A 26,433-nucleotide genomic window follows, 5' to 3' on the forward strand; every position below is an offset into this window, starting at 1 on the left:
CCCCCCTTCGAGGTTCCCCGTACTGCGTCAGCCCATCGCTTGCGACTGACATGACCATTCTGGGCGATACGGATCGTTTCGCATACAACGACATTGCGGATGCTGGGTCCATGACCTGGTTTTCCACTGCCAATCAGGCATGACGTCCAGTGTGCCGTTGGTCACAACAGGGTCGCGACCGTCGATGTAAGCGAGGGCGTGGCCCGTCGCGGCGGCCGCCACCAGCGTGGCCAGGGTCGCGTCGCAGGCGATCTCGCCGGGTGGGTAGCCGCCCAGTCGCGCGGTGACGATGGGCCACGCGGGGTCGGTGTCACGGCGCGCCAGGTCGAGGCAGTGCAGGCAGGCGGTCTCGCCGGGGAGGACGAGCGGTCCCACGGAGCCGTGGCCCTCGAAGGCGGACACGAGCAGGTGGGGGATGGACAGGACGGTCAAGTCGTTGACCAGTACGCCGTCCAGCGGGGTGACCGGGGCCAGGATCACCAGATCGGGACGGTCGGAGCCGTCACCCAGGTGAGGGCCACCGGCCCGCGCGTCGGTCGACGGCATCGAGGGCGTGCCGGGAAGCGCGGCGCCGTCCGCCAGCTGGGCCGCCGCACGGGAACGCGACGAATTCCCACTTCGCCTACCTGCCCCATCCGTCCCATCGGTCCCAACCGCCGGTCCACCCGGCCTATTGGTCCCACCCGGCCCGCCTGGCCCACCGGGCCGTCCCTCGGCCACGTCGCCCAGAGCCGCCGTGCCTCGGGACACCGGGCCTGGAGTCGCGGGGCCTCGGGCGGTGTCGTTTCGGGCGGCCGGGCCCGGAGCCGCAGAGCCTTGAGACGTCGCCCCCGCCCCCGTGCCTCGGGTGGCCGGGCTTGGAGCTGCTGTGCCTTGAGACACCGGGCTTGGAACTGCGGGTCCTCGGGCGGTGGCGCTTCGGGCGGTCGGGCTTGGAGCCGCAGGGCTTTGGGGCGTAGGTCCTGGAGCGGCCGTGCCTCGGACCGTCGGGGCAGGCGCCGCGGAGCCTCGAGTCACCCGACCTCGGGCAGCCGGACCTGGAGCCATCGGGCCTGGAGCCGTCGGGCCTGGAGCCGTCGGGCCTGGAGCCGTCGGGCCCGGAAGCGCCGGGGCCGGCGGCGGTGGGCTGCCGGAGGTGAGGCGGCGGGCGAGCGCCACCGCCCCGTCCTGGCGGCTCATGCCCAGCTCCGACCACGTCAGCCCACCCGGCGTGAGGTCGCACGGCCGGGTCGGCCCTTCGTCGAAGACACGGATCGCCCCTACCCCGCACGCTGCCAGCAGCCCCACCACCTGCGCCCCCACCCGCCCGGCCCCGTAGACCCGTACCCGCGCCCGCCGCCGCCGCGCGAACGAGCCGCCGCCCAGATCGAGGGCATCGAGGTCGGGAGCCAGGCGATCACGTTCCCCGAGAGACAGGCGAATGGGTGGGAGCGCCGCGTCCTCCAGCACCCCCTGCTCGGCGAGTCGATCCAGCATCGCCCGGCAGTCCGCCTCGGCAAGACCGGCGGCGGCGCCGTCACGCAGCACCTGGCCCAGGTCGCGGGTGCCGTCGAGCCCGGACACCCACCGGTGGACCGAACCCGTCACCAGGACGGCCCGCAGGGGATGCGCCCCCAGTTGCAGGGTCTGCTCGTCGCGGACGATCCGCCGGAGGGCGGGCTTCACACGTGGCCTCATGGCGGGCAAGACTGCCACCCCGAACCAAGATCCCGAGCGCCTTACGAGCCGCCTGTGGATAACTCTCCGCCACCAAGGCCCCGAGCGCCGAACAATCGCACCTCCTGTGGACAACTCCCCGCCGTTACGCTCAGCCCATGAACGCCACGAACCCCACAACCCCCACGAACGAACTCCTGGTGGACCGCAGAGACGACGGAACCGTACTGATCACCCTCAACCGCCCCGACAGACGCAACGCCATGACCGACGGCATGACCGACGAGTGGCGCGAGACCATGGCCGCCCTGGCCGTCGACCCGGGCGTCCGCTGCGTGATCGTCACGGGGGCCGGCACCGCGTTCTCCTCCGGCGGCGACCTGTCCTGGCTGGGGGAACGCGGGGTGGAGACGGTGCCGAAGCTGCGTGACCGGATGCTCGCCTTCTACCGCACGTGGCTGGCCATCACCGAGCTGGAGGTGCCGACCATCGCCGCCGTCAACGGCCCGGCGGTGGGGGCGGGTCTGTGCGTCGCGCTGGCCTGCGATCTCGTGTACGCCGCCGACGACGCAAAGCTGCTGGCCCCGTTCACGAAGCTCGGTCTGCATCCCGGGATGGCGGCCACGTACCTGCTGCCGAGGAGGGCGGAGGCCCTCGGCAGGGAGATGCTGCTGACCGGCCGCACGGTCATGGGACCGGAAGCCGCCGCTAAAGGTCTTATAAATCAATCTTTCCCGAAAAATGACCTTATGTCGGAAGTAGAGGCCATCGCCCAGACCATCGCGCAGAACGCCCCGATTGCCACAAGACTCACCAAGGTCGCCCTGAACCAGGACCATCAACACCTGGACGCCGCTCTGCGCTGGGAGTCTCTCGCGCAGCCGGTGACCATGGCATCTGCCGACATGATCGAGGGACTGACCGCGCATCGGGAAAGGCGCATGCCCAAATTCACCGGGTCTTAATCATCTGACCAGCAGAAACAACCTCTTCCCCTCTGTGGAATTTCGCCAGTCTCGGCTAACGTGCATATGTGCCCCCCGAGACAGTCGAGGTCCGTCGCAGTTCTCGTCGCCGGCGTACGGTCTCCGCCTACCGCGACGGCGACAAGACGATCGTGCTCCTGCCCGCCTGGCTGAGCGGCGAAGACGCTGATGAATGGGTGAGCCGGATGCTCGATCGGCTTGCGGCCAAGGAGAACCGGCGAAGACCGACCGACGAGGCCCTCCTGGAGCGGGCCAAAGAGCTGTCGGCGAAGTATCTCCACGGCAGGGCCATGCCCGCCAGTGTGCGCTGGGTGGACAATCAGCAGCATCGATGGGGATCATGCACCCCGGAGAACGGCACGATCCGGATCTCGACCCGCCTCAAGGGTCTACCTGAGTGGGTCATCAACTACGTGATCATCCACGAGCTCGTACATCTGCTCGTCCCCAGCCACGGCGCCAGGTTCTGGGCGCTGGTCGAACAATATCCCAAGGCGGAGCGGGCGCGTGGGTTCCTCGAAGGATTCTCCGCCGCCGCCCACACGGCACCGGAGGAGTGTTGACGCGCATAGCCGCGGTCCTCGTACGGCAGAGCATGGCGCAGGCCGCTCCGGAGGGCATGGATCCGGACGAGTTCCTGGAGGCCATGGCCGAGGACACCTACGAGATGGTCGCCGGACTCCAACTCGTCACCCCCGTCCTGGTCACCAGCGTCCCGGGGCTCGACGCGATCGTCTGGCCCGGCACCGAAGTGCTCACGATCGACGAGGACGAGCCGCTCAAGGCCATCATGAGCCGGTTCGACGGTGATCAGGCGGTGGTGATCGGCGCCGACGCGCCCGACCTGCCGCCCCTGCTGGTCGGCAAGCTCTTCCGCGAGCTCGGCCGCGCCCAGATCACGCTCTGTCCGGCCGAGGACGGCGGAGCCGTGGCGCTGGCCTGCGGCCTGCCCATGCCCGAATGGGCCGACCCCGACCTCGACGACCCCGACCCGGTGACGACCCTGCGCGCCCAGGCGCCCGGCCGCCGCATGGTGGCCACCGGCCCCGGCTGGCACCGCCTGCGCACCCCCGAAGACCTCACCCGGCTCGACCCCGGCCTGGAGGGCTGGGACAACCTCAGGGCACTGCTCAAGGCGCACTGAGCTCCACGAACCCAAAGCGAACCCAAGAACTCAAGGCACGCTGAGCTCCGCGAACACCGCCCGATGGTCCGTGCGCGGCACGGTGTGCACGCTGACCTCCTTCACGCCCACCCGCTGGTCCACCAGCACATGGTCGATCGTGATGATCGGCGGCACCCGCTTGTTGGCCGGCCAGGTGGGGATCAGCCCCGCCCCGACCTGGGCGGCGGCGTCCTTGTAGCCGCGGGACAGCAGCCGGCGCATGGGTGTGTGGTCGAGCGTGGCATTGAAGTCGCCCGCCAGGACGCGCACGGTGTCACCCGAAGCCGCGGGGAGCCCGTCCAGCGCCTCGATCCACTGCGTCACCTGGGGGCCGAGCGGCGGAAAGGGATGTACGTCCACGAACTCCACCGGCTTGCCGCCGGGCAGCGAGACCATCGCCGCGGGCATGTTGTGCCCGACCGGCGGCACCAGGTTGTAGATCGGCTTGAGCGGATGCTTGGAGTAGAGCCCACTGCCGCTCGCGGACCATTCCTCCTGCAGCACCCGGTAGGGCATCAACCCGGACAGCCCGGCCGCGTCGAGCGCCTCGACGCCGTCGGGCGTGAGCTCCTGGGTGCTCAGCACGTCAGGCTCGTAGCGGCGCACCAGGTCGAGGATCGTCTGCGGGTCGGCCCTGCCGAACAGCATGTTGATGGTGAGCACCCGGAACGGCCGGCCCGCCGTGGTGTCGGCCGTACCCAGGGCCCTGGGCAGGACGGCGAAGCCGAAAGCGGCCGTGGTGAGCAGCGCCACCGCGGTCGCGGCGCGCTTGCGGCTGAGCGCGGCGATCAGCAGCGGGACGAGCGAGCCCGCGGCGGCGTACGGCGTGGCGGTCATGAGCTGGGTGGCCAGCGAGCCGCGTTCGAGCCCCGTCACCCTGGTAAGTGCCCAGGCCGCGAACGGCGTCAGGGCCAGCCAGGTCAGCGTGGTGCCGGGGAACTTACGCCGTTTGCGGGCGGGTGTAACGATCGTGCCGCCGACTGAGCTCTCGGTGTGCACATAACCCCCTCGGAACGGTACGGCCCACGCGGACTCTAACCAAGCGCGCGTGAGTCCGCCGTCAGCGCCACGCGGCCACGTGCGGCCAACCGCCGGGTCGCCTCGTCGGAGAGCTCCGGGATCTCGTCGATCGGAAACCAGCGCAGGTCGAGAGACTCCTCGCTGATCACCGCCTCGGCGCCCGCCGGGGCCACGGCCGCGTACTCCACGTCGAGATGCCAGCTGTGCGGGGGATGGCACCAGACCTGGTGTTTGTCGAGGGCCAGCGGCCCGGGCAACAGCTCCAGATCGGGAATGCCCGACTCCTCCACCGCCTCGCGCAACGCGACGCCCGCGAGGGAGGTGTCGGAGATCTCACAATGTCCGCCCATCGGCAGCCACATGCCCGCCTTCGGGTGCAGCGTCAGCAGCACCCGCGCGCCGTCGTGCGACAGCACCGCGGTCGTCGCCGTGAGATGGCCCGGCACGCACTCGCGCAGCATCGCGTCGTCGTGCGTGCGCAGGTGATCGAGGAACTCGGCGCGCAGCGACTCCTCGCCGGGCGACGGCGCGGTCCAGTCGGAGAGCGTGGCCACCGCGTCCTGGCGCAGGCTCAACTCTGGTCGTCCTCGTCGGGCTTGGCCTCCAGCTTGGAGATGTCCCAGGCGGCCTCGCCGCGGACGAACGCCTCGGGGTCGTCGAGGTCCTCGGCGTGCGGTAGCAGGTCGGGGTGACCCCACAGCGCGTCGCGTCCGTCGACGCCGCGCGCCTCCTTCAGCGCCCGCCACAGCGCCGCCGCCTCGCGCAACCGCCTGGGCCGCAGCTCCAGCCCGACGAGCGTGCCGAAGGTCAGCTCGGCCGGACCGCCAGTCGCGCGGCGCCGGCGTACGGTCTCGGCCAGGGCGACGGCCGAGGGCAGCTTGCCCTCAGCGGCGTCGTCGACCACGGTCGCCACCCAGCCCTCGACCAGGGCGAGCATCGTCTCCAGGCGGGCCAGCGCGGCCTTCTGCCGCTCGGTCTCCTCGGGCTTGAGCAGCGCGCCGCCGCTCAACGCCTCCTGGATGGCCTCGGGGTTGTTGATGTCGAGCCCGCGGATCTGCTCTTCGAGCGCCGAGGTGTCGACCGTTATGCCCCTGGCGTATTCCTCGACGGCGCCGAGCAGGTTGGCCCGCAGCCACGGCACATGCTGGAACAACCGGTGGTGCGCGGCCTCACGCAGCGCCAGATAAAGCCGGATCTCGTCGGCGGGATTGTCGAGGCCCTGGCTGAACGACGCGATGCCGCCGGGCAGCAGCGCGGCCGTGTCGGACAGCGGCAGGCCGATGTCGGTGGTGCCGATCACCTCGCGGGCGAGCGAGCCGAGGGCCTGGCCGATCTGCTGGCCGACCATCATGCCGCCCATCTGCTTGAGCATGCCCATCAGCGGCCCGGCCATCTGCTGGGCCTCCGGAGGCAGGCCCGCGCCGCCGAGCGCACCGCCCATGGTCTCGACCATGCGCGCGGCGATCGGCTCGCAGAGCGTGCGCCAGACGGGGACGGTGTTCTCGATCCACTCGGACCGGCTCCACGCCTGCGGGTTGGACACGCCGCTGGGCAGCGCCGTCGCCTCGTTGAGCCACAGATCGGCCAGGCGCAGCGCCTCCACGATCTGGCGGCGCTCGCCTTCCATGACGCTCGGATCGCTCTCGGCGACCACGGCGTGGCGGGCGATGTTCTTGGCCATGTCCCAGTTGACAGGGCCGGAGCCCTGGGGCGCCGACAGCATGTCGGCGAACTGGCGCATCGCCTGAGCCATCTGCTCAGGGTTGCCGAACATGGCGAACGGGTTCTCGTTGGGGTCGTTTTCGCGACCTGGCAGGTCAGTCACCGCTCTACCTCGTGCAGGATGGAGGAGTCCACATCCGCCACGTTAGTCGTCCTACGGCGGATCAGTGCAAAGTGAGGACCTGGTGCCTACCTCGAAACGCCCGCGCCACCCCGTCGTCGCCGTCACCGGTGCCGCCTCGGGCATCGGCCGCGAGCTGCTCGCAAAGCTCGTATCCTCCGCGGATTTCCGCAGGGTGGTGGCCATTGACGAGGAACGCGGTGACGTCCAGGAAGCCACGTGGAGAGTGATCGACGTACGAGATCCGCTCTTGGCGAACCGCATCTCCGACATCGATGTCCTGGTCCACCTGGCCGGTGACTACGCCGTCGACTCCGATCCCGCCGAGCGGCGCGCGTACAATCTGCGAGCTGCGCAAACGGTGCTCACCGCCAGCGCCGCCGCGCGCGTCCGGCGCGTCGTGCTGGTCACGAGCGCGATGGTGTACGGCGCCGCGCCCGAGAACGACGTGCCCCTGCCCGAGGAGTCCCCGGTCGCGGCCGAACCCGACACGGGGGTCGTGGGCGACTATCTGGAGATCGAGGCGCTCGTACGCAGATCGTCGCGCAGCCACCCCGGCCTGGAGGTGACGGTGCTGAGGCCCGCGGCCGTGGTCGGCCCCGGCATCGACACGGTCATCACCCGCCACTTCGAGTCGCCGAGGCTGCTCACCGTCAAGGGTTGCTCGCCGCGCTGGCAGTTCTGCCACGTCGACGACCTGATCACGGCGCTGGAGCTGGCCGCGCGCGGGGTGGTGACGGGCGTGGCCGCCGTCGGCTCTGACGGCTGGCTGGAGCAGGAGCAGGTCGAGGAGCTGTCCGGATTGCGGCGCTTCGAGCTGCCGGCCGGCCTCACCTTCGGAACGGCGCAGCGCCTGCACCGGCTGGGCATCACCCCGGCCCCCGCGACGGACCTGCACTACGTCGTCTATCCGTGGGTCGTCGACTGCACGGCGCTGCGTGAGGCCGGCTGGAAGCCCGCCTGGACCAACGAGACCGTGTTCGAGCAGCTCCTGGAGCTGCGCGAGAACAGGACGACCGTGGTCGGCAGGCGTCTGCCGGTCAAGGAGGCCACGCTCACCGCCGCGGGCGCCACGGTGGCGGTCATCGGCACCGCCGCCATCGTCCGTCAGGTGCGCAAGAAGCGCCGCCTGTGACTATGTAGGCTCTGTTCGTGGACGTCATCCGGTTGCTCGGGATTCGCGAGACCTCGCTCTCGGTGGACGAGGTGCTGGCCGCTGTGGGGGACCACGCGGCAGGGGGCACCACACTCTTCGTCGGCACCGTACGCGAGCAGGACCATGGCAAGCCCGTGACCGGGCTCTCCTACTCGGCGCACCCCTCGGCCCTCGACTCGCTGCGGCAGGTGGCGGAGAAGGTGGCCGCCGACTTCCCGGTCACCGCCCTGGCGGCCGTGCACCGGGTCGGCGATCTGAAGCTCGGCGACGTCGCCGTGATCGTCGCGGTCGCCTGCCCCCACCGGGGCGAGGCTTTCGAGGCGTCACGCAGGCTGATCGACGACCTCAAGTCCCAGGTTCCGATCTGGAAACACCAAATCTTCGCCGACGGGTCGGCCGAGTGGGTCGGCGCCTGCCAATAAGCTCGTCTTCATGTCGCGACGCGCCTTGACCCTGCTGGTTGCGGGTTTCCTCGTGCTAGCGCTCGGTGTCGCAGGGGCTTTCCTGCCCGTGCCGTACGTCGTACTGAGTCCTGGGCCGACCGAGAACACCATCGGGGAGGTCGACAAGAAGCCCGTGATCACGATCAGCGGGCATCAGACCTTTCCCACGAAGGGCGCGCTACGCCTGGTCACGGTGGCTTACCAGGGTGGGCCGAGCAGCAGGATCGATCTGCTGACCGCGTTGCGCGGCTGGGTGGATCCGACGGTCGCGGTCGTCCCCGAGGAGACCATCTTCCCCAAGTCCCGCTCGCCCAAGGAGGTCGAGGAGGAGAACACGGTCGAGATGACCAACTCCCAGGACTTCGCCACCGCGGCCGCGCTGACCGAGCTCAAGATCCCCTTCGGCATGAAGGTCTCGGTCGCGTCCACGCAGAAGGGCAAGCCGGCCGACGGCAAGCTGAAGCAGGGCGACGAGATCAGCGAGGTCGACGGCAAGCCGGTGGTGAACGTCAAGACCGTCAGCGACGCCGTGAAGGCGCACAAGCCCGGCGACGCCGTGGCTTTCACCGTCACGAGGGGCAAGGACAAGAGCCAGGTCAGCGTGCCTACCGTGGCGGACAATGATGGCCAGGCCGTCGTGGGCGTGATCATGCAGGAGAGTTACAAGTTTCCGTTCAAGGTCGACATCAACGTGGGTGATGTCGGCGGGCCGAGCGCTGGGCTGATGTTCTCGCTCGGCATCCTCGACAAGCTGACCCCCGGCGAGATCACCGGCGGTAAGGACATCGCCGGCACCGGCACCATCCAGGCGTCAGGCGAGGTCGGACCCATCGGCGGCATCGCCCAGAAGATGGTCGGCGCCCGCAAGTCCGGCGCGACCGTGTTCCTCACCCCGCCGGACAACTGCGCCGAGGCCATGAAGGCCGTCCCCGACGGGCTCCGCCTGGTGAAGGCCGAGACGCTGCACGCCGCGGTGGGCGCGCTTGAGGCACTGCGCACCGGCAAGGGCGATGTGCCCGCTTGCGCTGCTGGATGAAACTTCTGGCGAATGCCATCCGTTAGCCGTACGGCTGGCACAGCGGTGTAGGTTGCCAGACACGGACCGTTTGTTCATCACGACGAGGGGTTGGCCTTGAGCTTCCGGACCCCAGGAGCCGGCGGCAGGGCAATGCGTTTGCCCCGCCGACCGCGACTGCTTCTTCCAGTTGCGATCGCGCTCGTGGCGATTGTGGCGCTATTTTTCCTATTTTCCGGTATTTATACCGATTATTTGTGGTTCGACACGGTCGACCCTGGAGTCGACTACACCTCTGTCTTCTCCGGCGTGCTCCTGACGGAGATCGTGCTGTTCCTGGTCGGAGCGGTGCTCATGGTCGGCATCGCCGGCGGCAACATGCTGCTGGCCTTCCGGATGCGGCCGATGTTCGGCCCGGCCATGTTCGGTGGCGGCAGCGGCGCCGACCGCTATCGGATGGCGCTCGACCCCCACCGCAAGCTGATCTTCATCGTCGGCATGGGCCTGCTCGCGCTCTTCGCGGGCTCGTCGTTCGCCGGGGAGTGGACGACCTGGCTGCAGTTCATCAACGGGGTGCCCTTCGGCACGAAGGATCCCCTGTTCGGGATGGACGTGTCGTTCTTCATGTTCGACTATCCGTTCATCCGGATGATCCTCAACTTCCTGTTCACCGCCGTGATCATCTCGATCATCCTGGCGGGGATCACGCACTACCTCTACGGCGGCTTCCGGCTGCAGTCACCCGGCGTGCACGCCTCCCGCGCGGCGCGTGCCCACCTGTCGGTGCTGCTCGGTGTGTTCGTGCTGCTCAAGGCCGTCGCCTACTGGATCGACCGCTTCGGGCTCGTCTTCTCCGACCGCGGCTTCGTCCACGGCGCCTCCTACACCGACGTCAACGCGGTGCTCCCGGCCAAGACCATCCTGGCCATCATCGCGCTGATCTGCGCCGCTCTGTTCTTCGCTGGAGTCATACGCCCCGGTGGCATGCTGCCCGGTGTCTCCTTCGGCCTGCTCGTGCTCTCGGCCATCCTGATCGGCGGCGTCTACCCGGCGCTGGTCGAGCAGTTCCAGGTCAAGCCCAACCAGCAGCTCAAGGAGTCGGCTTACATCCAGCGCAACATCGACGCCACGCGGGCGTCGTACAACGTCGACAAGACGGAGATCCTGCCCTACACGGCGGAGGCCGACCCGACCAAGGTCCAGACCGGCGGCGACGCCTCTGTGTCCGGCGTCCGGCTGCTCGACCCCGCGCTGGTCTCCGCGACCTATGAGCAGACCCAGCGCATCCGCGGTTTCTACGGCTTCTCCGCCCAGCTCGACGTCGACCGCTATCCCGATGCCAGCGGCAAGCAGGTCGACCACGTCGTCGGCGTACGCGAGCTGCTCGGAGCACCCGAGGGCCAGAACAACTGGATCAACAACGCCCTCGTCTACACCCACGGTTACGGCATCGTGGCGGCGCCCGGCAACGAGGTCACCGACCCCGGTGGCCTGCCCGACTACGACGCCAAGGACATGCCGGTCGTCGGCCCGCTGGTCAACTCGACCAAGCTGAAGGAGCCGCGGGTCTACTTCGGTGAGAGCCCGGCGTCCGGCGAATACGTCATCGCGGGCGGCAACCCGAACAACCCGCAGGAGCTCGACTACCCGGAAACGGGCGGCACCGAGCAGAAGAACACCACCTACACCGGCAAGAGCGGTGTCCCGGTCGGCTCGTTCCTCAACCGGCTGGTCTACGCGGCCAAGTACGGCGAGAAGAACATCCTGCTCTCGGGTGACGTCAACGACAACTCCAAGATCCTTTACGTGCGCAACCCGCGCGAACGAGTCCAGAAGGTCGCGCCGTTCCTGACCCTCGACGGCAACCCCTACCCGTCGATCGTCGACGGGCGGATCACCTGGATCATCGACGGTTACACGACCTCCAACGAATACCCCTACGCGCAGAGCGAGAGCCTGGGCGACATGACCCGCGACCGCAACACCGACCGCCGCGTGGTCGCCCAGCAGCCGCAGGACAAGGTCAACTACATCCGCAACTCGGTCAAGGCCACGGTCGACGCCTACGACGGCACGGTCACGCTGTACGCCTGGGACGACAAGGACCCGGTGCTCAAGACCTGGAGCAAGGCCTTCCCCGGCATCATCCAGCCGGAAGCGAAGATGAGCGCCGACCTCAAGGCCCACGTCCGCTACCCGGAAGACCTCTTCAAGGTGCAGCGCTACATCCTGTCGCGCTATCACATCACCACCCCCGCCGCCTTCTACAGCGGCCAGGACTTCTGGAACGTCCCGAGCGACCCGTCACAGGGCGACACCAACACCAAGCAGCCGCCCTACTACGTGACCACCACGATGCCCGACCAGAACCCGGCGCCGACGTTCTCGCTGACGACGACGTTCGTCCCGAAATCGGGGCCCAACCTGGCGGCCTTCATGGCGGTCGACTCGGTGGCCGGCCCTGACTACGGCAAGCTGCGCATCCTGCGCATGCCATCCAATACCCCCATTCCGGGCCCCGGACAGGCACAGAACGCCTTCCAGAGCCGATTCGCCGGCGAACTCAACCTGCTGGGCGTGGGTGCCTCGTCGGTCAGATACGGAAATCTGCTGACTCTGCCCTATGCCGGGGGGTTGGTGTACATCGAGCCGGTGTACATTCAGGTTGCCGCGGGTGGGGGTCAGGAGCCGTATCCGATCCTGCAGCGCGTACTGGTGTCGTTCGGCAGCAAGATCGGTGTCGCCCGCACCCTCGATGACGCGCTGAAACAGGTCTTCGGCGGAGAGCAGCAGCAGACGACGCCCAACAACGAGCAGGCCAAACCCAACCAGAACACCACTGCTCTGAAGTCGGCGATCGACAGCGCGCAGAGCGCCTACAACGACGCCCAGAAGGCCCTGCAGTCAAGCCCGCCCAACTGGGACGAGTACGGCAAGGCCCAGAAGCGACTGCAAGACGCGCTGAAGGCGTTGGAGGGGCTGGGCGCTCTGCCGTCCACCGCCACCACCCCGACGCCGTCACCTACGGCTTCTCCGTCGGCGTCACCCACGGTGTCACCGTCGACCTCCGCCACCCCGACGCCCACCGCAACCCCCACGCCGACAGGCGGTACGTAGCCTCTTCGATTTGCGTCCACCCCGTGCCGCCTATAGTCTTTAGACACACACCGACGCGGGGTGGAGCAGTTCGGTAGCTCGCTGGGCTCATAACCCAGAGGTCGCAGGTTCAAATCCTGCCCCCGCTACCAAGTCGAAAAGGCCCTCCGGGATAATCCTGGAGGGCCTTTTCGCATCGAGTCACAATGGGCCTCGCTTCGCTCGGGCTGTGTTACTTGGGGCGGTGCACAAGGGCTTCGTCTGGTGCGCTTGGTGCTCTCGGAGCTCAGGCGCTGCTTCCAGTCGCGCCGGAGCCGCGACCCCTGAAGAGCCTCCGCTTCGCTCCGGACGCCTTCCACAGGCACGCCTGAAGCGCGCAAAACCCCGCGAACACCGCTTCGGTGGTGCAGGGCGACGTTGTCCACCGCCACCACCCACACCGCACCGACCGGCGGCTCGGGATGCGATCGGACCAGTCGCAACAGGGTGCCCTTGGTGACCGGCACCTCCAGTCAGCCGCCAACCGGGAGCCCGGCCGAGGCCATGCTCACCGCCACAGACGTCAACACCCTGCGTTGCAGCGGCGTGAATCGGACGTACGGACTGGTCAGGCCCTCGACCTGCTCGGCGAACGTCGCCGCCGCACACCCGGTGTTCATGCACTTGAAACGCCGTATCATCACCGCCGGCACGGCCTTGATCCCGCTCGGCGCGGCGTCGGCCAGCCGCTGAACGTACCGGTCATGCACCCGGCCCGACGCCACACCGCAATGCGGGCACACTCCCTCATCGGCTCAGCATCGGGCATGCACGCTCGCCAACCCCGCGACCTGCTCCACGACCTCGACCACAATCCCCGCCCAATGCGGGAGCAACTCCTCAACGCATCCCGGAACAGACCCCGCACACGATCAACTACCGGATCGTTCCACGTCCCAAGATCAGTGACAGACCCCGTTCGGGCTCTGCACTGAACCCCCGCACGCCGACACGAGCTCTCACGAACTGCTCCTGTCAGCGGCGAAATGCCCTATGAATGTCCTGCTGGTTACCTGGCGCCAAGCCTTCTTGAACATTAGCGTGAATGACGCAACATGGGTGCCGAAATTGTCGGCACCTCCAGAAATACGTCTGGCTTCAATCGCGTGGAACCGAATGGGCGGTCGCTTCTCTGCTGGGCAAATAGTGGTCGCCTATACCGGTTCCGCGCTTGACGTAGCCGGCCGTATGACGATGAAACGACTGGAAGGAAGCGGAGAAATGAAGCGAAACGTGACCGGAAGAATTGCCATTGCCGCGATCGGCGGCCTCTCGGCTCTGCTGATCTCCGTCAGTCCCGCACAGGCCAAGGAAACGGCGGGTCACTGGTACGGCCCCTATTCCACTCAGGGAATTTGCGAATACTGGAGGAACGGTGTGCAGGCAGGCGGGACACAGACCCATCCCTGCTTCGATGACCAGGGCTGGTACTTCTGGGCAGCGTCCTGAGTGGTCAGCACTCCCAACCGCACGCCCATCGCCAGGCAGGCGGATTCCAGGAAGGTCCGTCCAGGGCACTGAGCCATCACCGTTGTTCCTCGTGTGTCACGGTGGCCAACCCTTCTTCCACCGGCAGGCCAAGGGGCGCACACTCGAGGCATGATGATCCGGCGCATCAGTGCGGGCCTCGCGGTGCTGCTGACGATCGCCTACCTGGCCTATCTCGCGGCGATCCCGTTCGGCCTGATGGCGCAGCGGCTCGAAGTGCACGAGCTGGTGCTGGCAGCCGGGCTGCTGGTCGGGGTCTGCCTCACGGCCTCGTCGTACTCCATCACCGATCTCTCGATCGGAGCGGGCGGCGTCAGCGCCAGGCTGGACAGGGCCGAGGCCAAGCAGCGCGTGCTGGAGTCCGAGCTGCGGGCGCTGCAGGTGGCGTTGAGTGGGCTGGTGACCAAGTATGAGTGGGGTCATCTGCGGCGGCTCGCGGCGGAGGGGCCCGTGCCCGCGCAATTCCGGCAGGACAGAAAGCTGCAGATGGAGCTCGAACGGCTCGACGCCATGGGGTTCGTCGAGCCGGTCGACCCGCGAGGGCTGAACGCGATTCCGCAGGACTACGGGCACACCTACGAGGAGTTCGACCTCAAGCGGTACGTCGCGATCACCGAGGCCGGCCGTGAGTACGTGCGGCTGCGTGAGCGACTCTGACCATGTCAGGCCGCCGGTTCAATTCCTGCCCCCGCTACCAGGCAAGAGGCCCTTCTGGATCTGATCCTGAAGGGCCTTTTCGCTTTCCCGTACTAGCGCGACTTCCGGATAACCGGGCTCGGACAACCTCCATACAGGATCGTCTGCGCCCGCTGGCGGATCGTGTGGCGACATCGCACTTCCTGCCCATCGCGACGCGGTGCCCCTTGACGGCAGAGGCCATGGACGGGGCAGGATAGGATCACTCTCCGCTGTGCTGCCATTACGAAGGGATATGAACGCGAAGACGCGAGCCTCCCGCGGAAACCACTCCTCGCGAGTTCGCATGATGTGCACCGCTTTGGAGTGCTCTGTCGCCAATCCCCCGAAGACAGGCGCATTGTGACCGATATAGCCGATGATGATCGCATACCCCCCAACGGCAACGTCCCTCGGTGGTGGCGCTTCCTGGCAACACTGGGCGTCGTCGGCCTGCTCGGAATCGTCGCCGACACCATGCAGATCATCAGCTTCGATGTCGGCGACGTATGGTTTCTCACCGAAGATCCGGAGCATCCTCATCCCAGTGGGATAGGCGAGTGGGTTGGGGCCGTCTGGAACATACTGCTTCAGATAAGAGCACAAGCGCCTTGGTGGTTCATCGCCCTCGTATCCGCTATAGGCATCGCGACGATGCTCGGCCCCGTGAAGGTCATCACGTGGTTGATTCGGATTCTTCGCACTCTTGCGCCGTTCATCGTCGTGGCGTGCGTCATATGGCTTCTGTGGCCGTGGATATCAGGGCCGGCGTGGAACTCCATTTCCGGTCTGGGTGATGGCATCGCCTGGGGCGCCATCGCCACCGTGCTCGCTGTCGTCCTGACGATTGCCGCTGTGCTCATCGGTGGTGTTGGCGTTCTTCTGCTCGATGAATTCGCGGACTCCACGGGGGCGATGTTGGTGATCGGCCCTTCGGCGGTATTGCTGGTCATGGCGATCAGGTGGGACTCGCTGCCGCAATGGCTGACGATCGTGCAAATAGTCGCCCTTGTTCTGCTGATCATCTCAAGCGTCGTCGCGTATATGCATGGCCGCTAGCGTGCGGAGGGTTAATCGCCTGCCTCGCGCGTCTTACGGGCAAGGAATGCACAGTGTCCGAGACCTGCCAGACCGCAAAACGTCGAACCGACCGAAACCCCGATCAAGAGCCACTGAGGCCAGGTCTGGACGGGGCCGCCGCCGTGGGGCACCCAGAGCATGAAGCTCAAGGTGGCGAGTCCGCAGAGTAGGAGTCCGGTGCTCAGGCGGCTGTATGCACGGCGGGGGATCGACCGCCCTAATCGCCACAGGAGCACGGGTAGGGAGAACTGCGTGAAAGTGCTCATCGCGCCACCCACGAAGGTGGCCACGAGATGACCGAGCGGTGCTTGGAAGCCGCCGTGGTCGGCCCAGTCGTACTTCTTGGCCAGCCATGAGCCGGTCGCCCACATCAGCGTGAGAATCACGTAAAGGGCGAGGAACGCACCGATGGAATCGGGGAACGAATCGCTCCGTTTGCGATCATCGGTGGAAGGCGTGTCGCTCATGACGGGCCCTTCGGGAAGGTGCTCGGCGCCTGCCACTGTGGCCCCGCGGAGCGCGACGAGACAACCGGCGGCGGGCAGGGAGACCGACGGGGCGTACGCCAGGTGGGAGAGCCGGGGCAAGAGTCGTTCTGACGTAGGTCAGCGGCCTGAGATGAGGTTGGCGATGCGGGCGTAGGCCGAGGTCGTGGTGCCGCGGTCGTTCTCGTGCCGGTCCGCCGCCCTGAAGAGCGCGTAGATGAGCTGCACGCCCGTCCATCGCAGCGGCTCCGGCTCCCACTGCCTGACCTGGCGGCCCACCCAGGGCAGTGCCGTCAGCTCGGTGTCGCGGCGCAGCACCAGGTCGCGCAGCGTACGGCCGGCCAGGTTCGTGGTGGTGACGCCGCTGCCCACGTAACCGCCCGCCCAGCCGAGGCCGGTCGTGTGGTCGAGGTGCACCGTGGAGCACCAGTCGCGCGGCACGCCGAGCACGCCGCACCACGAGTGCTGGACGCGGGCGTCGGCCGCGGCGGGGAACAGCTTGACCAGCATCCGCCACAGCAGCGCCACGGTCTGCGCCTGCGTGGCGCCTCGGGAATCGGTGCGCGATCCGTACCGGTACGGCACGCCGCGCCCGCCGATCGCGATCCGGTCGTCCGCGGTGCGTTGGGCGTAGATGTAGGCGTGCGCCTCGTCGCCGAGCAACTCGTTGCCCGACCAGCCGATGTGCTTCCACACCTCGGCGGGCAGCGGCTCGGTGACGATCATGGAGCTGTTCATCGGCAGCCACTGCCGGTGCTGCCCGGCGAGGCTGGCGGTGAACCCCTCGGTGGCGCGGATGACGTACTCGGCCGAGACGACGCCGCGCGAGGTCACCGCCGACGCCACACCGCCCTGGCGAGGGCGGATCTCGGTCACCGTGGTGTTCTCGAAGATGTCCACGCCCAGCGCGGCGACCGTCGAGGCGAGTCCGACGGCCAGCTTGGCGGGCTGGATGCGGGCGCAGTGCGGCGAGTACGTGGCCTCCAGAGTCCCCGCCACCTGCAGGCGTTCCTGCTGCTCGTCCCGGGACATCACCCTGAGGTCGTCTTCGCCGTACCCCCAGGTACGCAGCGAGGACAGCTCCTCGCGCAGGCGGCGGCGCTGGGCGGGGTTGGTCGCGACGTGCACCAGGCCGCCCTTGTGGATGTCGGCCTCGATGCCCTCCTGGCGGGTCACCTCGATGACCTCGTCGACCGACCGGAACATGGCGTGCTGCAGGTCGATCATCGCCTGGCGGCCCCGGGCCTTGGCGTACCGCTTGCGCGAGCCGGCGAACTCCGCCGACAGCCAGCCGCCGTTGCGCCCGGACGCGCCGAATCCGGCGAACTCCCGTTCCAGGATCGCGATCCGCAGGTCGGGCTGGGCCTTCTTGAGGTAGTACGCGGTCCACAGGCCCGTGTAGCCACCGCCGACGATCACCACGTCGTACGAGCGGGACCCGGGCAGCGCCGCCCGGCGGTCCGGCACGCCGATCTGCCGGTACCAGAAGGAGACGCCGCCGTTGGCGAAGTCCTCGGTCAGCGGGATGCCTTTCACGTGAGCACTGCCTCCACATCACTTTCGTCGGCCAGGTGAGCGTGACCTCGTCACCGCGACAGGGTTGGTCACGCGGGTGTGGGCGGACTGATCGTCCAGAGGACCTCGGCTGTCTCGTCGCCGTCATTGACCACGCGGTGAGGCACCGACGTGCGGTACTCCACGCTGTCGCCGGCCGCCAGGACGTGCGGGGTGGCCGCGTCGGTGGGGCCGAGCCAGAGAGTCACCTGGCCGCGCACGATGAGGAAGATCTCCTGGGAGTCGCCGTGGGTGTACGGCTCGTCCCCGGTGGAGGAGCCCGGGTCGAGTTCTCCGGCGTACACCTCCAGGTTCTGCAGGGGGCGCTGGGAGATCAGGTACTTGCGGGTGCCGGGTTTGGTGGGGAGTTCCGGGCGTTCGGCGCGGCGTAGCACCCGGTGTCCGACCTCGTCCTGCTCGTTGAACAGGTCGGCCACCGTGATCCCGAGAGCCCCGGCGATCCGCCGCAGCATCCCGATGCTCGCGCTGGTCTGCCCCCGCTCCAACTGGCTGATGAAGCTGGCGCTCGCCTTGGCCTCGGCGGCGAGTCCACGAACGGTCATCTGACGCATGTTCCGGTAGGCCCGGATACGTACACCTAAGTATTCGGTCTCCGACTCCGTCATCGAACCTCTTGATCGACTTGACTGAACAAGTTGTTAAGTGGCAATGAAGGGACCGTACATAGCATGCGAAGACCCAACAAGGGGGCGTTAGATAACGAATCGGTCACTGGCCCGGTCGGGCGAGAGATCAACACGGGGGGTCTGTACGACCTTGCCGAGGCCGCTCGCGGCGAGGATCTTCGCGCAGCATAATGACCGGTATAAAGCCGACAGTTTCGCTGCCTTCCCCCTCCACGACAGAAACGAGAAATGCCGTGAAAGCCTGGATCTTCCTAGTCCTCGGCGTTCTCCTGGTCCTGATGGGCGCCCTGTGGACGCTTCAAGGGCTGGGCGTCGTCGGCGGCAGCGTGATGAGCGGCGTTACTCTCTGGGCCATCATCGGCCCCATCGTCCTCATCGTCGGCGCTGTTGTCGCCTTCCTCGGAATACGCGGGCTGCGGCAGCCGCGCGGCTAATAGCCCGCCGTTCAGGCATATTTCGAGGTATCAATGGATCATGACGGCACGCTATGACGGCCTGGCCGAGTGGTACGACGACCTCATCGTCCCGAACCTCGCGGACGTGACCGAACTCCTGGGCCCAGGCGACGGGACGTGCCTGGACCTGGGCTGTGGCACCGGGCGCTACCTCGACGCGATCCGATCCACCGGCAGGACCGTCGTGGGGCTCGACCGATCACGCGACCAGTTGCGCCTTGCCCGCCGCCGGGACCTCGCGCCGCTGCTCCAGGGTGACGGGACGGGCCTGCCGTTCGCCTCAGGGGTGTTCGGCACCGTCACCATGCTCTGGGTGTCCACGGACATCGGCGACTTCCCCGGACTGCTCGTGGAGGCGGCCCGGGTGCTCCGCCCCGGCGGATTGCTGCTGTTCTACGGGGTGCACCCGTGCTTCAACGGCCCGCACATCGAGAACCGCGAGGACGGCGCGCTGATCATCCATCCCACGTATCACCTCAAAGGCTGGCATCAGCGCGGGTCCTGGTGGCGCCAGGGCGGGATCAGGGAGCGGGTCGGGATGAGTCAGGTGCCGCTGCCGGATCTGATCAACGCCTTCATCGACGCCGGGCTCGCCATCGAGCGGGTGTACGAACCGGGCGAGCAGCCCATCCCTAGCATCCTGGCCATCAGGGCCTCCGCTCGCTGAAGGCGCGTGCTCAGGTGGGAGAGCACGTGGGGACGGGCGCGGTGTTGGTGCCGTTCCAGGAGGCCAGGAAGCCGAAGGTGGCCGAGGCTCCGGCGGCCGGGGTGCCGTTCCAGGCCACGTTCCGCACGCTCACGGCGGCCCCGCTCGCGCTGAGAGTGCCGCCCCAGATCTGGGTGATCTGCTGACCGTTGGCGAACGTCCAGCGGACCGTCCAGGCGTTCGTCGTCGCGGCCCCGGTGTTCTTGACCGTGACCTCACCCTGGAAGCCGCCCGTCCACTGCCCGACGTTCTTGAACGTCGCCGTGCAACCACCTACCGGGGTCGGGGTCGGGGTGGGGGTGCTTCCCCCTGGGGTCAGGAAGTTCGCCAGCGCCGGGTACCAGCGGTCGGACATCTTCTGGTCGCGGGATTGCTCGCCCGCATCTGGTTCACCAGCGTGGTGAACGCGCTGAGGATCGTCGCGGGCCCCCATGGCCCTCGTTGTCGCCATCGTGTGCCACCGAGCAGCCCTGCGGCGGCAGCGTGCCGACGAAGTCGATGTCGGTGTAGCCGGTGCTCTGCAGCCTGTTCCACAGCAGGGCCCGCCAGCAGCCGGGTGAGTTGGTGATCGAGTCGCCGAGTGGCATGATCCTGATGGCGGCGGCGGGAAGGCGACCGGCTCTGGAGGTCCCGCGACCTGCGGCGTTTGCCCGGAACGGCGGGTAACTTTCAGGGCCATCGCCGGGCATTGACCACCTGATCCACCTGATGCTTACATGATTACATGGAGAACGAAGCAGTGCCGAGCCTCTACGAGTGGGCGGGCGGGGTGGAGGCGCTGGAGCGGCTCACCGAGGTGTTCTACCAGCACGTCAAGAAGGACGAGCTGATCGGGCCGCTGTTCGCGCACATGGACCCCGGCCATCCCCGATACGTGGCGATGTGGCTCGGTGAGGTGTTCGGCGGCCCCGACCGCTACACCAAGGAGCGCGGCGGCTACCCCCACATGCTCTCCCAGCACCTCGGCAAGGCCATCACCGAGCCGCAGCGGCGCAGGTGGGTCAACCTGCTCATGGACGCCGCCGACGAGGTCGGGCTGCCCGACGACCCCGAGTTCAGGGCCGCCTTCGCCGGCTACATCGAGTGGGGCACCCGGCTGGCGGTGCACAACTCCCAGCCCGGCGCGAAGCCTCCGGCCAAGGCTCCGGTGCCCCACTGGGGCTGGGGCGTCGCTCCGCCGTACCAGCCGTAGACAGGCCGTCGCGTCCCTGGTCGTAGCCTGGAGGTCACAGACTTACCACCGGGGAGCGAGGCATGACACGCGGGCGGCTGCGCATCTACCTCGGCGCGGCCCCCGGCGTGGGCAAGACGTTCGCGATGCTCGCCGAGGCGGCCCGCGCCAGGGAACGCGGCCGCGACGTGGTCGTCGGCTTCGTCGAGACCCACGATCGCGCCCGTACGGCCGCCCTGCTCGACGGGCTGGAGACGATCCCCCGCAAAACGCTCGTCCACCGAGGCGCCACGTTCACCGAACTCGACGTGGCCGCCGTCATCGAACGCGCGCCGAAGGCCGCGCTGATCGACGAACTGGCCCACACCAACGTCCCGGGTTCGAAGAACGCCAAACGCTGGCAGGACGTCGACGAGATCCTCGACGCGGGCATCGACGTCGTCTCCACCGTCAACATCCAGCACCTCGAATCGCTCAACGACGTGGTACGCCAGATCACCGGCGTCCCGCAGCGCGAGACCGTCCCCGACGAGGTGGTACGCCGGGCCGAACGCATCGAGCTCGTCGACATGTCCCCTGAGGCGCTGCGCCGCCGGATGGCGCACGGCAACGTCTACGCCCCCGACAAGGTCGACGCGGCCCTGTCCAACTACTTCCGCGTCGGCAACCTCACCGCGCTGCGCGAGCTGGCCCTGCTCTGGGTCGCCGGCAAGGTGGACGACCAGCTCATCCGCTATCGGGCGGACCATGGCATAGCGGGCACCTGGGAGGCCCGCGAACGAGTCGTCGTCGCGCTCACCGGGGGCCCCGAGGGCGACACGCTGATCAGGCGGGCCGCCAGGATCGCCGCCAGGTCCAAGAGCGTCGACCTGCTGGCCGTACACGTGACCAGGCCCGACAGTCCGGCGTCCGACGGCGAGCCGGCGACGCTCGTACGCCGTCGCGCGCTCGTCGAGAGCCTGGGCGGCACCTATCACCAGGTCGTGGGCGACGACGTCCCGCGCGCGCTGCTGGAGTTCGCCCGCGGCGCGAACGCGACGCAGCTCGTGCTCGGCGCGTCCAGGCGGGGCCGGTTCGCGCAGATCCTTTCGCGCGGCGTGGGCGTCACGGCGACCGCCTTGTCCGGCTCGATCGACGTCCACCTGGTGCCGCACGAGGCGGTTCGGAGCGTACGCGGTCCCGCCCGCTCGCCGGCCGCGCTGAACCGGGACCGGCGGATCGCCGGCTGGGCGCTGGCGCTGCTCGCGGTGCCGCTGCTCACAGCCGTCATGCTGACGTTCGCCGAGCGGCTCACGCTGCCGAGCGAGATCCTGCTCTTCCTGCTGCTGGTGGTCGCCGTCGCGCTGGTGGGCGGCAGGTGGCCGGCGCTGACGGCGGCGGTGCTCGGCTTCGCACTGCTGAACTGGTTCTTCACGCCGCCCCTCCACACGCTGACGATCTCAGCGCCGGAGAACCTGTTCGCGCTGTCCACCTTCGTGCTGGTCGCCGCGATGGTCAGCACGGTCGTCGACCAGGCGGCCCGCCGCAGCAGGGAGGCCGCCCGCTCACGCGCCGACGCCGAGGTGCTGTCCACGCTGGCCGGCCACGTCCTGCGTGGCGACGCGGCGCTGCCGTCCCTGCTGGCCAGGCTCAAGGAGGTGTACGGCCTGGAGTCCGTCACGCTGCTGGAGCGCGACGGCGACTCATGGCATGTCGCGGCCACGGCCGGGGGGCCGCCGTCCACCTCGCCGGGCCACGCCGACACCGACGTGCCCATCGACGACGACCTGGTGCTCGCCGTACGGGGGAGGCTGCTCGACGCGGCCGACCGGCAGGTGCTCGAGGCGTTCGCGGCGGAGTCGGCGGTGGCCCTGCGGCAGGAACGCCTGCGTGCGGAGGCCGACCGGGCCAGGCCGCTGGCCGAGGCCGACAGGATGCGTACCGCCCTGCTCGCGGCCGTCAGCCACGACCTGCGCAACCCGCTCGCGGCGGCCAGGGCCGCGGTCGACGGCCTGCGCGGCACAGAGGTCGACTGGACTCCCGAGGACCGCGAAGAACTGCTGGCCACGGCCGGTGAGTCGCTCATCAAACTCGACCGGCTGGTGTCGAACCTCCTCGACATGAGCCGCCTGCAGGCGGGCGTGCTCGGCGTCACGCTGGAACCGCTGGCCGTCGAGGACGTCGTCCCCCAGGCGATCGCCGAGCTCGGACCGCTGCGCTCGCGCGTCCATGACGGGTTCACCGGCGAGGTACCGGAGTTCATGGCCGACGCGGCGCTGCTGGAGCGGGTGCTGGTGAACCTGATGTCCAACGCCGTCCGCTTCAGCCCGCCCGGTGGCCAGGTGGTGATCTCCGCGAGCGCGTACGGCGAGCATGTCGAGATCCGCGTCATCGACCGGGGACCCGGGATTCCGCCGGAGGCGCAGGAGCGGGTGTTCCTGCCGTTCCAGCGGTTGGGCGATCGGCAGGGCGTGGGGCTGGGGCTCGGGTTGGCGCTGTCCCGGGGACTGACGGAGGCCATGGGCGGCACGCTCACCCCGGAGGAGACGCCCGGAGGAGGCTTGACCATGACCGTCTCGTTGCGGAGGGCTTCTTGACTCGCGTGCTGGTGGTGGACGACGAACCGCAGATCCTGCGGGCGTTGCGCATCAACCTGGTGGCCAGGCACTACGAGGTAGCCGTCGCGCCGGACGGCACCGCCGCCCTGCGCCAGGCCGCCGACTGGCATCCTGACCTGGTCATTCTGGACCTAGGACTGCCGGACCTCGACGGGGTGGACGTCATCCAGGGGCTGCGCGGCTGGACGAGCGTGCCGATCATCGTGCTCTCGGGCCGGACGGGCAGCCCCGACAAGGTGGACGCCCTCGACGCGGGGGCCGACGACTACGTGACCAAGCCGTTCGGGATCGACGAATTGCTCGCGCGGATCCGCGCGGTGACGCGCCGCACCGGAACGGCCGCCGACGAGCCCGCGACGGTCCGGGTGGGGGAGCACGTGATCGATTTCGCCACGAAGACGGTCTCGGGCGGGGTACGCCTCACGCCCACGGAGTGGCACTTCCTGGAGCTGCTGGCCAGGAATCCCGGCAAGTTGATCAGCCAGCGGCAGTTGCTCAACGAGGTGTGGGGGAGTTCGTACGTGAAGGAGACCCACTATCTGCGGCAGTACATGGCGCAACTGCGCCGCAAGCTGGAACGCGACCCGGGACATCCCGTGCACCTGCTGACAGAGCCCGGAATGGGCTATCGCTTCCAGCCGTAGTCCCTACTCCTGCTCGAAGAAGAAGGAGTCCTCCAGCGGATCGGCGAAGGCGTCGGACTCACGGTCGTCCTCCTCGTTCACCCATCTGGAGATGCTCCGCGCGGCCTCGTCATCGATCTCGAGGATCCGGTGCCGTTGCGGGAGTCTGTCCAGGTACATGGCGGTGGCGGAGAGCTGTACGTCATCCCCCATGTCATGACTGATTTCGTAGAGTTGATCGCTCATGAGACTCACGCCTTGGTGATCATCAGGGTTGTCTTGCGTACGGCCCAAGCGGCCAGCGCGGCACCGAAGACCAGTTGGGCGACGCGCATCCAGAGGACTGGGGTGTCTTCAACGTAAATGACGACACCCATCCATATGAGGCTGAAACCGCCGACTAGGGCGATTGCTGCCCAGTTGAACCATCGCTGCCACATATGCGCAGTCTCGCAGCCGATCGGCCAAGTCTGGGTAAGTGAGCGGTCGTCTTCTGGTCACCTGGGCAGCGTGCGCGTGGTGACTATTTGGTAGGTCTAGTGCCGATGACGACGGTGGCGTACCGGTCCTCGGAGCCGGCCACGCGCGGGGTCAGCCCGGCGGCGGCCATGTCCTCGGCCGTCCGCGACGCTTGGCGCTCGCTCGTCTCGACCAGGAGATGACCACCCGGCGCCAGCCACGCCGGCGCCTCCGCGATCACCCGCCGCACGACGTCGAGCCCGTCGGCGCCACCGTCGAGCGCCACCAGCGGCTCGTGGACGCGGGCCTCCGAGGGCAGCAACCGGATCGCCTCGGTGGGCACATAGGGAGGGCTGGCGATCAGGATGTCGACGCGACCGCGCAGCGTGGTGGGCAACGGCTCGTAGAGGTCCCCCTCGTACACCTGACCGCCGATGGGGGCCAGGTTGCGGCGCGCGCACCGTACGGCGGCGGGGTGCAGGTCCGCGGCGTGCAACTCGACCCCTCTCTTGTCAGGGGCCGCTTCTTTGCTGAGGGCCGCGGCCAATGCCGCGCCCATCGCGCCCGTGCCACAGCACAGATCGAGGATGACGGTGGGGGAGGGACCGCTCGCTGCGGCGGCCTCGGCCTGGTCGATGAGAAACTCGGTACGGCGGCGCGGCACGAACACCTCGGGATCCACCACGATCCGCAGCCCGCAGAACTCCGCCCACCCGAGAACATGCTCGAGAGGCAGCCCGGCGACCCGCTGGTCGACCATGGTGGTGAGCTCGTCCGGCGTCCTCGCCGTCGAGATGAGCAACTCCGCCTCGTCCTCGGCGAAGACACAGCCGGCGGCCCGGAGCCTGGTGATGATGGCGGACGGGGGGACAGGTGACGGAAAAACCGACATGAGCGCCTTTCGGAAAGCCAATGAGCGCTCCCTCGGTCACCTATGTCAGGTGGACCGCACGATCATGAGGCGGGAGCACCCAGCCTGCTGCAGCGTTAATGGGTCTCACCTCCTCGATCGGGTCCATCGCTGGGGACGGCAACATTACCGGACGTCCTGTTCGGCACGCGAGCGGCCTCTTCGTCTGGGTTCCGAGAGCCGTCCGTGCTTCGCCAGGTCTGTCGGGATCCGTCAGGTCCGCCAGGTCTGTCGGGCCTTGGGGTCCTTCAGGTCCCTGTCGGACCCATGGGGTCCATGGGATCGGTCAGGGTCCTGGGGGTTCCGCGAACCTGCCCGGCGGCCCGGCGGCTCAGCGGCCAAGCGGCATTGCGGAGTCGCTGCTCAGCGGGGGAGCGTGCGAGCGGTGCCGACACAGCGGCGCAGTCGCATGCCCCTCGGCCGGACCTGAGCCGGCTGCTGCTGTTCCAGACAGGTCAGCAAGGCGGCCGCCGTACGCGCGTCGGACAGGATGCGCTGCACGGCCTCCCCATCCTCGGGAAGCTGACCGCGTTCGGCGAGCTCGTGCTTGATGAAGGCCAGGGGATCGGGTGCGCCCACCGTCTCGGCGGCCACCGTCGCCCGGGCGGCGGTGAGCAGGCGCAAGTAGTACGTCCGCAGGACGGCCTCACGCATGCGCGCATGCTCGAGGTCGTCGATCAGTGTCCGGGCGACTCGGAGGAGGTCTCCAGCATGAGTCGCATCGTCGGCAAGGAAGGCGCGGATGTCATCGAACTCCGAGCGGGTCATTGCGGACACCTCCGAGGGCGCAGATTGCTCGTACATACTTCGTACACGCCACCGATTGCGGATGACTTGCTTTCGGCTTGTCTCCGCCATGTCACCCTCCCTCCGTGGATCCGGTCGGCGACTCGACGGGTTTGAGCATCTGGAGGGCAGGGAAGGACCTCATGATTACCTGTACGGCACGAAGCAGGCGTGGACGGCTGCTAGAGTTGCTCAGGCAGGGCGGCCAAGGGTTCATGGAACCGAGGCAGTGCCCGGCACATCCCACTTCTTCCTGGTTCGTCCGGTTGATTCGCATCTGTCCGGATGGTCTGGTAAGTTAGAGGGGTTGTCCCAGAAACGGGGCGGTCTTTATTCCAGCAGGTCGGAGCGGGTCGGGTCAATTTGACACCGGGCCGG

At 68.2% G+C, this 26,433-nt stretch carries 29 protein-coding genes and 1 tRNA gene; 17 read left to right on the top strand and 13 right to left on the bottom strand.

Annotated elements, in window-relative coordinates; all coding sequences use genetic code 11:
* Positions 1 to 27: 27 nt before the first annotated feature.
* The gene (locus tag AB0C30_RS17490; protein ID WP_357944490.1) at positions 28 to 1,677 is read right to left on the bottom strand and encodes a hypothetical protein; all 1,650 of its coding nucleotides are present in this window, start codon (positions 1,675 to 1,677) and stop codon (positions 28 to 30) included.
* Positions 1,678 to 1,814: 137 nt separating this feature from the next.
* Here AB0C30_RS17490 and AB0C30_RS17495 point away from each other — a divergent pair, with 137 nt between their 5' ends.
* From AB0C30_RS17495 to AB0C30_RS17505, 3 genes are all read left to right on the top strand, one after another.
* The gene (locus AB0C30_RS17495) at positions 1,815 to 2,621 is read left to right on the top strand and encodes an enoyl-CoA hydratase-related protein (protein ID WP_357944492.1); all 807 of its coding nucleotides are present in this window, start codon (positions 1,815 to 1,817) and stop codon (positions 2,619 to 2,621) included.
* A gap of 68 nt (positions 2,622 to 2,689) precedes the next feature.
* Positions 2,690 to 3,205, top strand: coding sequence for a M48 family metallopeptidase (locus tag AB0C30_RS17500; protein WP_225300554.1), 516 nt, complete (start codon positions 2,690 to 2,692; stop codon positions 3,203 to 3,205).
* On the top strand, positions 3,202 to 3,786 hold the full coding sequence (locus AB0C30_RS17505) for a DUF2064 domain-containing protein (protein WP_357944495.1): 585 nt from the start codon (positions 3,202 to 3,204) through the stop codon (positions 3,784 to 3,786). Before AB0C30_RS17500 ends, AB0C30_RS17505 begins: the two co-directional genes overlap by 4 nt.
* 30 nt (positions 3,787 to 3,816) lie before the next feature.
* On the opposite strand, the gene AB0C30_RS17510 is transcribed toward AB0C30_RS17505, so the two are convergent.
* The 3 genes from AB0C30_RS17510 to AB0C30_RS17520 are packed head-to-tail and all read right to left on the bottom strand — an operon-like array spanning position 3,817 to position 6,652.
* Positions 3,817 to 4,806: an endonuclease/exonuclease/phosphatase family protein gene (locus AB0C30_RS17510; RefSeq protein WP_357944498.1), complete on the bottom strand. Its 990-nt coding sequence runs from the start codon at positions 4,804 to 4,806 to the stop codon at positions 3,817 to 3,819.
* A gap of 35 nt (positions 4,807 to 4,841) precedes the next feature.
* Positions 4,842 to 5,402, bottom strand: coding sequence for an NUDIX domain-containing protein (locus AB0C30_RS17515; protein WP_357944500.1), 561 nt, complete (start codon positions 5,400 to 5,402; stop codon positions 4,842 to 4,844).
* Entirely contained in the window at positions 5,399 to 6,652 is a 1,254-nt protein-coding gene (locus AB0C30_RS17520) for a zinc-dependent metalloprotease (protein WP_357944503.1), read from the bottom strand. The genes AB0C30_RS17515 and AB0C30_RS17520 overlap by 4 nt, the downstream gene beginning before the upstream one ends.
* Before the next feature lie 79 nt (positions 6,653 to 6,731).
* Here AB0C30_RS17520 and AB0C30_RS17525 point away from each other — a divergent pair, with 79 nt between their 5' ends.
* From AB0C30_RS17525 to AB0C30_RS17565, 9 genes are all read left to right on the top strand, one after another.
* Entirely contained in the window at positions 6,732 to 7,805 is a 1,074-nt protein-coding gene (locus AB0C30_RS17525) for an NAD-dependent epimerase/dehydratase family protein (RefSeq protein ID WP_357944621.1), read from the top strand.
* 17 nt (positions 7,806 to 7,822) lie between these two features.
* A complete protein-coding gene (locus AB0C30_RS17530; RefSeq protein WP_357944505.1) occupies positions 7,823 to 8,248 on the top strand; it encodes a molybdenum cofactor biosynthesis protein MoaE in 426 nt (141 codons plus the stop codon).
* Between the two features lie 10 nt (positions 8,249 to 8,258).
* A complete protein-coding gene (locus tag AB0C30_RS17535) occupies positions 8,259 to 9,305 on the top strand; it encodes a PDZ domain-containing protein (RefSeq protein WP_357944507.1) in 1,047 nt (348 codons plus the stop codon).
* 132 nt (positions 9,306 to 9,437) lie between these two features.
* Complete coding sequence (locus AB0C30_RS17540) at positions 9,438 to 12,401, top strand: UPF0182 family protein (RefSeq protein WP_357944510.1); 2,964 nt, start codon at positions 9,438 to 9,440, stop codon at positions 12,399 to 12,401.
* A 54-nt stretch (positions 12,402 to 12,455) separates the two neighbouring features.
* Positions 12,456 to 12,532, top strand: a tRNA-Met gene (locus tag AB0C30_RS17545).
* A gap of 343 nt (positions 12,533 to 12,875) precedes the next feature.
* The gene (locus AB0C30_RS17550) at positions 12,876 to 13,112 is read left to right on the top strand and encodes a hypothetical protein (protein ID WP_357944513.1); all 237 of its coding nucleotides are present in this window, start codon (positions 12,876 to 12,878) and stop codon (positions 13,110 to 13,112) included.
* 300 nt (positions 13,113 to 13,412) lie between these two features.
* Complete coding sequence (locus tag AB0C30_RS17555; RefSeq protein WP_357944515.1) at positions 13,413 to 13,868, top strand: hypothetical protein; 456 nt, start codon at positions 13,413 to 13,415, stop codon at positions 13,866 to 13,868.
* A 150-nt stretch (positions 13,869 to 14,018) separates the two neighbouring features.
* Positions 14,019 to 14,564 carry a hypothetical protein gene (locus tag AB0C30_RS17560; RefSeq protein ID WP_357944518.1) on the top strand — a complete coding sequence of 182 codons (546 nt, stop codon included), beginning with the start codon at positions 14,019 to 14,021 and terminating at the stop codon, positions 14,562 to 14,564.
* Positions 14,565 to 14,945: 381 nt separating this feature from the next.
* Complete coding sequence (locus AB0C30_RS17565) at positions 14,946 to 15,641, top strand: hypothetical protein (RefSeq protein WP_357944521.1); 696 nt, start codon at positions 14,946 to 14,948, stop codon at positions 15,639 to 15,641.
* A gap of 11 nt (positions 15,642 to 15,652) precedes the next feature.
* On the opposite strand, the gene AB0C30_RS17570 is transcribed toward AB0C30_RS17565, so the two are convergent.
* From AB0C30_RS17570 to AB0C30_RS17580, 3 genes are all read right to left on the bottom strand, one after another.
* Positions 15,653 to 16,129, bottom strand: coding sequence for a hypothetical protein (locus AB0C30_RS17570; protein ID WP_357944523.1), 477 nt, complete (start codon positions 16,127 to 16,129; stop codon positions 15,653 to 15,655).
* 138 nt (positions 16,130 to 16,267) lie between these two features.
* Positions 16,268 to 17,683: an FAD-binding oxidoreductase gene (locus AB0C30_RS17575; protein WP_357944526.1), complete on the bottom strand. Its 1,416-nt coding sequence runs from the start codon at positions 17,681 to 17,683 to the stop codon at positions 16,268 to 16,270.
* A 68-nt stretch (positions 17,684 to 17,751) separates the two neighbouring features.
* Positions 17,752 to 18,327: an XRE family transcriptional regulator gene (locus AB0C30_RS17580; protein ID WP_357944528.1), complete on the bottom strand. Its 576-nt coding sequence runs from the start codon at positions 18,325 to 18,327 to the stop codon at positions 17,752 to 17,754.
* A 254-nt stretch (positions 18,328 to 18,581) separates the two neighbouring features.
* Between AB0C30_RS17580 and AB0C30_RS17585 the strand changes: the two genes are divergently transcribed.
* Both AB0C30_RS17585 and AB0C30_RS17590 read left to right on the top strand, forming a co-directional pair.
* Positions 18,582 to 18,782, top strand: a complete 201-nt coding sequence (locus AB0C30_RS17585) for a hypothetical protein (protein WP_357944531.1) — start codon at positions 18,582 to 18,584, stop codon at positions 18,780 to 18,782.
* Positions 18,783 to 18,822: 40 nt separating this feature from the next.
* Positions 18,823 to 19,470, top strand: coding sequence for a class I SAM-dependent methyltransferase (locus AB0C30_RS17590; RefSeq protein WP_357944534.1), 648 nt, complete (start codon positions 18,823 to 18,825; stop codon positions 19,468 to 19,470).
* Positions 19,471 to 19,480: 10 nt separating this feature from the next.
* On the opposite strand, the gene AB0C30_RS17595 is transcribed toward AB0C30_RS17590, so the two are convergent.
* Positions 19,481 to 19,864 carry a cellulose binding domain-containing protein gene (locus AB0C30_RS17595; RefSeq protein WP_357944537.1) on the bottom strand — a complete coding sequence of 128 codons (384 nt, stop codon included), beginning with the start codon at positions 19,862 to 19,864 and terminating at the stop codon, positions 19,481 to 19,483.
* A 34-nt stretch (positions 19,865 to 19,898) separates the two neighbouring features.
* Positions 19,899 to 20,096, bottom strand: coding sequence for a hypothetical protein (locus AB0C30_RS17600; protein ID WP_357944539.1), 198 nt, complete (start codon positions 20,094 to 20,096; stop codon positions 19,899 to 19,901).
* A 137-nt stretch (positions 20,097 to 20,233) separates the two neighbouring features.
* Here AB0C30_RS17600 and AB0C30_RS17605 point away from each other — a divergent pair, with 137 nt between their 5' ends.
* From AB0C30_RS17605 to AB0C30_RS17615, 3 genes are all read left to right on the top strand, one after another.
* Positions 20,234 to 20,701, top strand: coding sequence for a group II truncated hemoglobin (locus tag AB0C30_RS17605; protein ID WP_357944542.1), 468 nt, complete (start codon positions 20,234 to 20,236; stop codon positions 20,699 to 20,701).
* A 62-nt stretch (positions 20,702 to 20,763) separates the two neighbouring features.
* The gene (locus tag AB0C30_RS17610; protein WP_357944545.1) at positions 20,764 to 23,256 is read left to right on the top strand and encodes a DUF4118 domain-containing protein; all 2,493 of its coding nucleotides are present in this window, start codon (positions 20,764 to 20,766) and stop codon (positions 23,254 to 23,256) included.
* Positions 23,253 to 23,921 (top strand): response regulator, encoded by a 669-nt coding sequence (locus AB0C30_RS17615; RefSeq protein WP_357944547.1) that lies wholly within the window; start codon positions 23,253 to 23,255, stop codon positions 23,919 to 23,921. The genes AB0C30_RS17610 and AB0C30_RS17615 overlap by 4 nt, the downstream gene beginning before the upstream one ends.
* 3 nt (positions 23,922 to 23,924) lie before the next feature.
* On the opposite strand, the gene AB0C30_RS17620 is transcribed toward AB0C30_RS17615, so the two are convergent.
* From AB0C30_RS17620 to AB0C30_RS17635, 4 genes are all read right to left on the bottom strand, one after another.
* Positions 23,925 to 24,146 (bottom strand): hypothetical protein, encoded by a 222-nt coding sequence (locus AB0C30_RS17620; RefSeq protein ID WP_357944550.1) that lies wholly within the window; start codon positions 24,144 to 24,146, stop codon positions 23,925 to 23,927.
* Positions 24,147 to 24,151: 5 nt separating this feature from the next.
* Positions 24,152 to 24,277 carry a hypothetical protein gene (locus AB0C30_RS17625; protein WP_357944552.1) on the bottom strand — a complete coding sequence of 42 codons (126 nt, stop codon included), beginning with the start codon at positions 24,275 to 24,277 and terminating at the stop codon, positions 24,152 to 24,154.
* A gap of 146 nt (positions 24,278 to 24,423) precedes the next feature.
* A complete protein-coding gene (locus AB0C30_RS17630; RefSeq protein ID WP_357944623.1) occupies positions 24,424 to 25,251 on the bottom strand; it encodes a putative protein N(5)-glutamine methyltransferase in 828 nt (275 codons plus the stop codon).
* Between the two features lie 381 nt (positions 25,252 to 25,632).
* Entirely contained in the window at positions 25,633 to 26,037 is a 405-nt protein-coding gene (locus AB0C30_RS17635; RefSeq protein WP_357944555.1) for a hypothetical protein, read from the bottom strand.
* Between the last annotated feature and the right edge of the window lie 396 nt (positions 26,038 to 26,433).

Origin of the sequence: Nonomuraea sp. NPDC048901, from assembly GCF_040649695.1 — a bacterium.
In the GTDB taxonomy this organism is placed as follows: Bacteria; Actinomycetota; Actinomycetes; order Streptosporangiales; family Streptosporangiaceae; genus Nonomuraea.

Coding starts and splice junctions, on each gene's coding strand:
- AB0C30_RS17490 (WP_357944490.1), bottom strand. CDS start 1,677: ATGAGGCCACGTGTGAAGCCCGCCCTCCGGCGGATCGTCCGCGACGAG.
- AB0C30_RS17495 (WP_357944492.1), top strand. CDS start 1,815: ATGAACGCCACGAACCCCACAACCCCCACGAACGAACTCCTGGTGGAC.
- AB0C30_RS17535 (WP_357944507.1), top strand. CDS start 8,259: ATGTCGCGACGCGCCTTGACCCTGCTGGTTGCGGGTTTCCTCGTGCTA.
- AB0C30_RS17540 (WP_357944510.1), top strand. CDS start 9,438: ATGCGTTTGCCCCGCCGACCGCGACTGCTTCTTCCAGTTGCGATCGCG.
- AB0C30_RS17555 (WP_357944515.1), top strand. CDS start 13,413: ATGAATGTCCTGCTGGTTACCTGGCGCCAAGCCTTCTTGAACATTAGC.
- AB0C30_RS17560 (WP_357944518.1), top strand. CDS start 14,019: ATGATGATCCGGCGCATCAGTGCGGGCCTCGCGGTGCTGCTGACGATC.
- AB0C30_RS17570 (WP_357944523.1), bottom strand. CDS start 16,129: ATGAGCGACACGCCTTCCACCGATGATCGCAAACGGAGCGATTCGTTC.
- AB0C30_RS17580 (WP_357944528.1), bottom strand. CDS start 18,327: ATGACGGAGTCGGAGACCGAATACTTAGGTGTACGTATCCGGGCCTAC.
- AB0C30_RS17590 (WP_357944534.1), top strand. CDS start 18,823: ATGACGGCACGCTATGACGGCCTGGCCGAGTGGTACGACGACCTCATC.
- AB0C30_RS17595 (WP_357944537.1), bottom strand. CDS start 19,864: ATGTCCGACCGCTGGTACCCGGCGCTGGCGAACTTCCTGACCCCAGGG.
- AB0C30_RS17600 (WP_357944539.1), bottom strand. CDS start 20,096: ATGCCACTCGGCGACTCGATCACCAACTCACCCGGCTGCTGGCGGGCC.
- AB0C30_RS17605 (WP_357944542.1), top strand. CDS start 20,234: ATGGAGAACGAAGCAGTGCCGAGCCTCTACGAGTGGGCGGGCGGGGTG.
- AB0C30_RS17610 (WP_357944545.1), top strand. CDS start 20,764: ATGACACGCGGGCGGCTGCGCATCTACCTCGGCGCGGCCCCCGGCGTG.
- AB0C30_RS17620 (WP_357944550.1), bottom strand. CDS start 24,146: ATGAGCGATCAACTCTACGAAATCAGTCATGACATGGGGGATGACGTA.
- AB0C30_RS17625 (WP_357944552.1), bottom strand. CDS start 24,277: ATGGGTGTCGTCATTTACGTTGAAGACACCCCAGTCCTCTGGATGCGC.
- AB0C30_RS17630 (WP_357944623.1), bottom strand. CDS start 25,251: ATGTCGGTTTTTCCGTCACCTGTCCCCCCGTCCGCCATCATCACCAGG.
- AB0C30_RS17635 (WP_357944555.1), bottom strand. CDS start 26,037: ATGACCCGCTCGGAGTTCGATGACATCCGCGCCTTCCTTGCCGACGAT.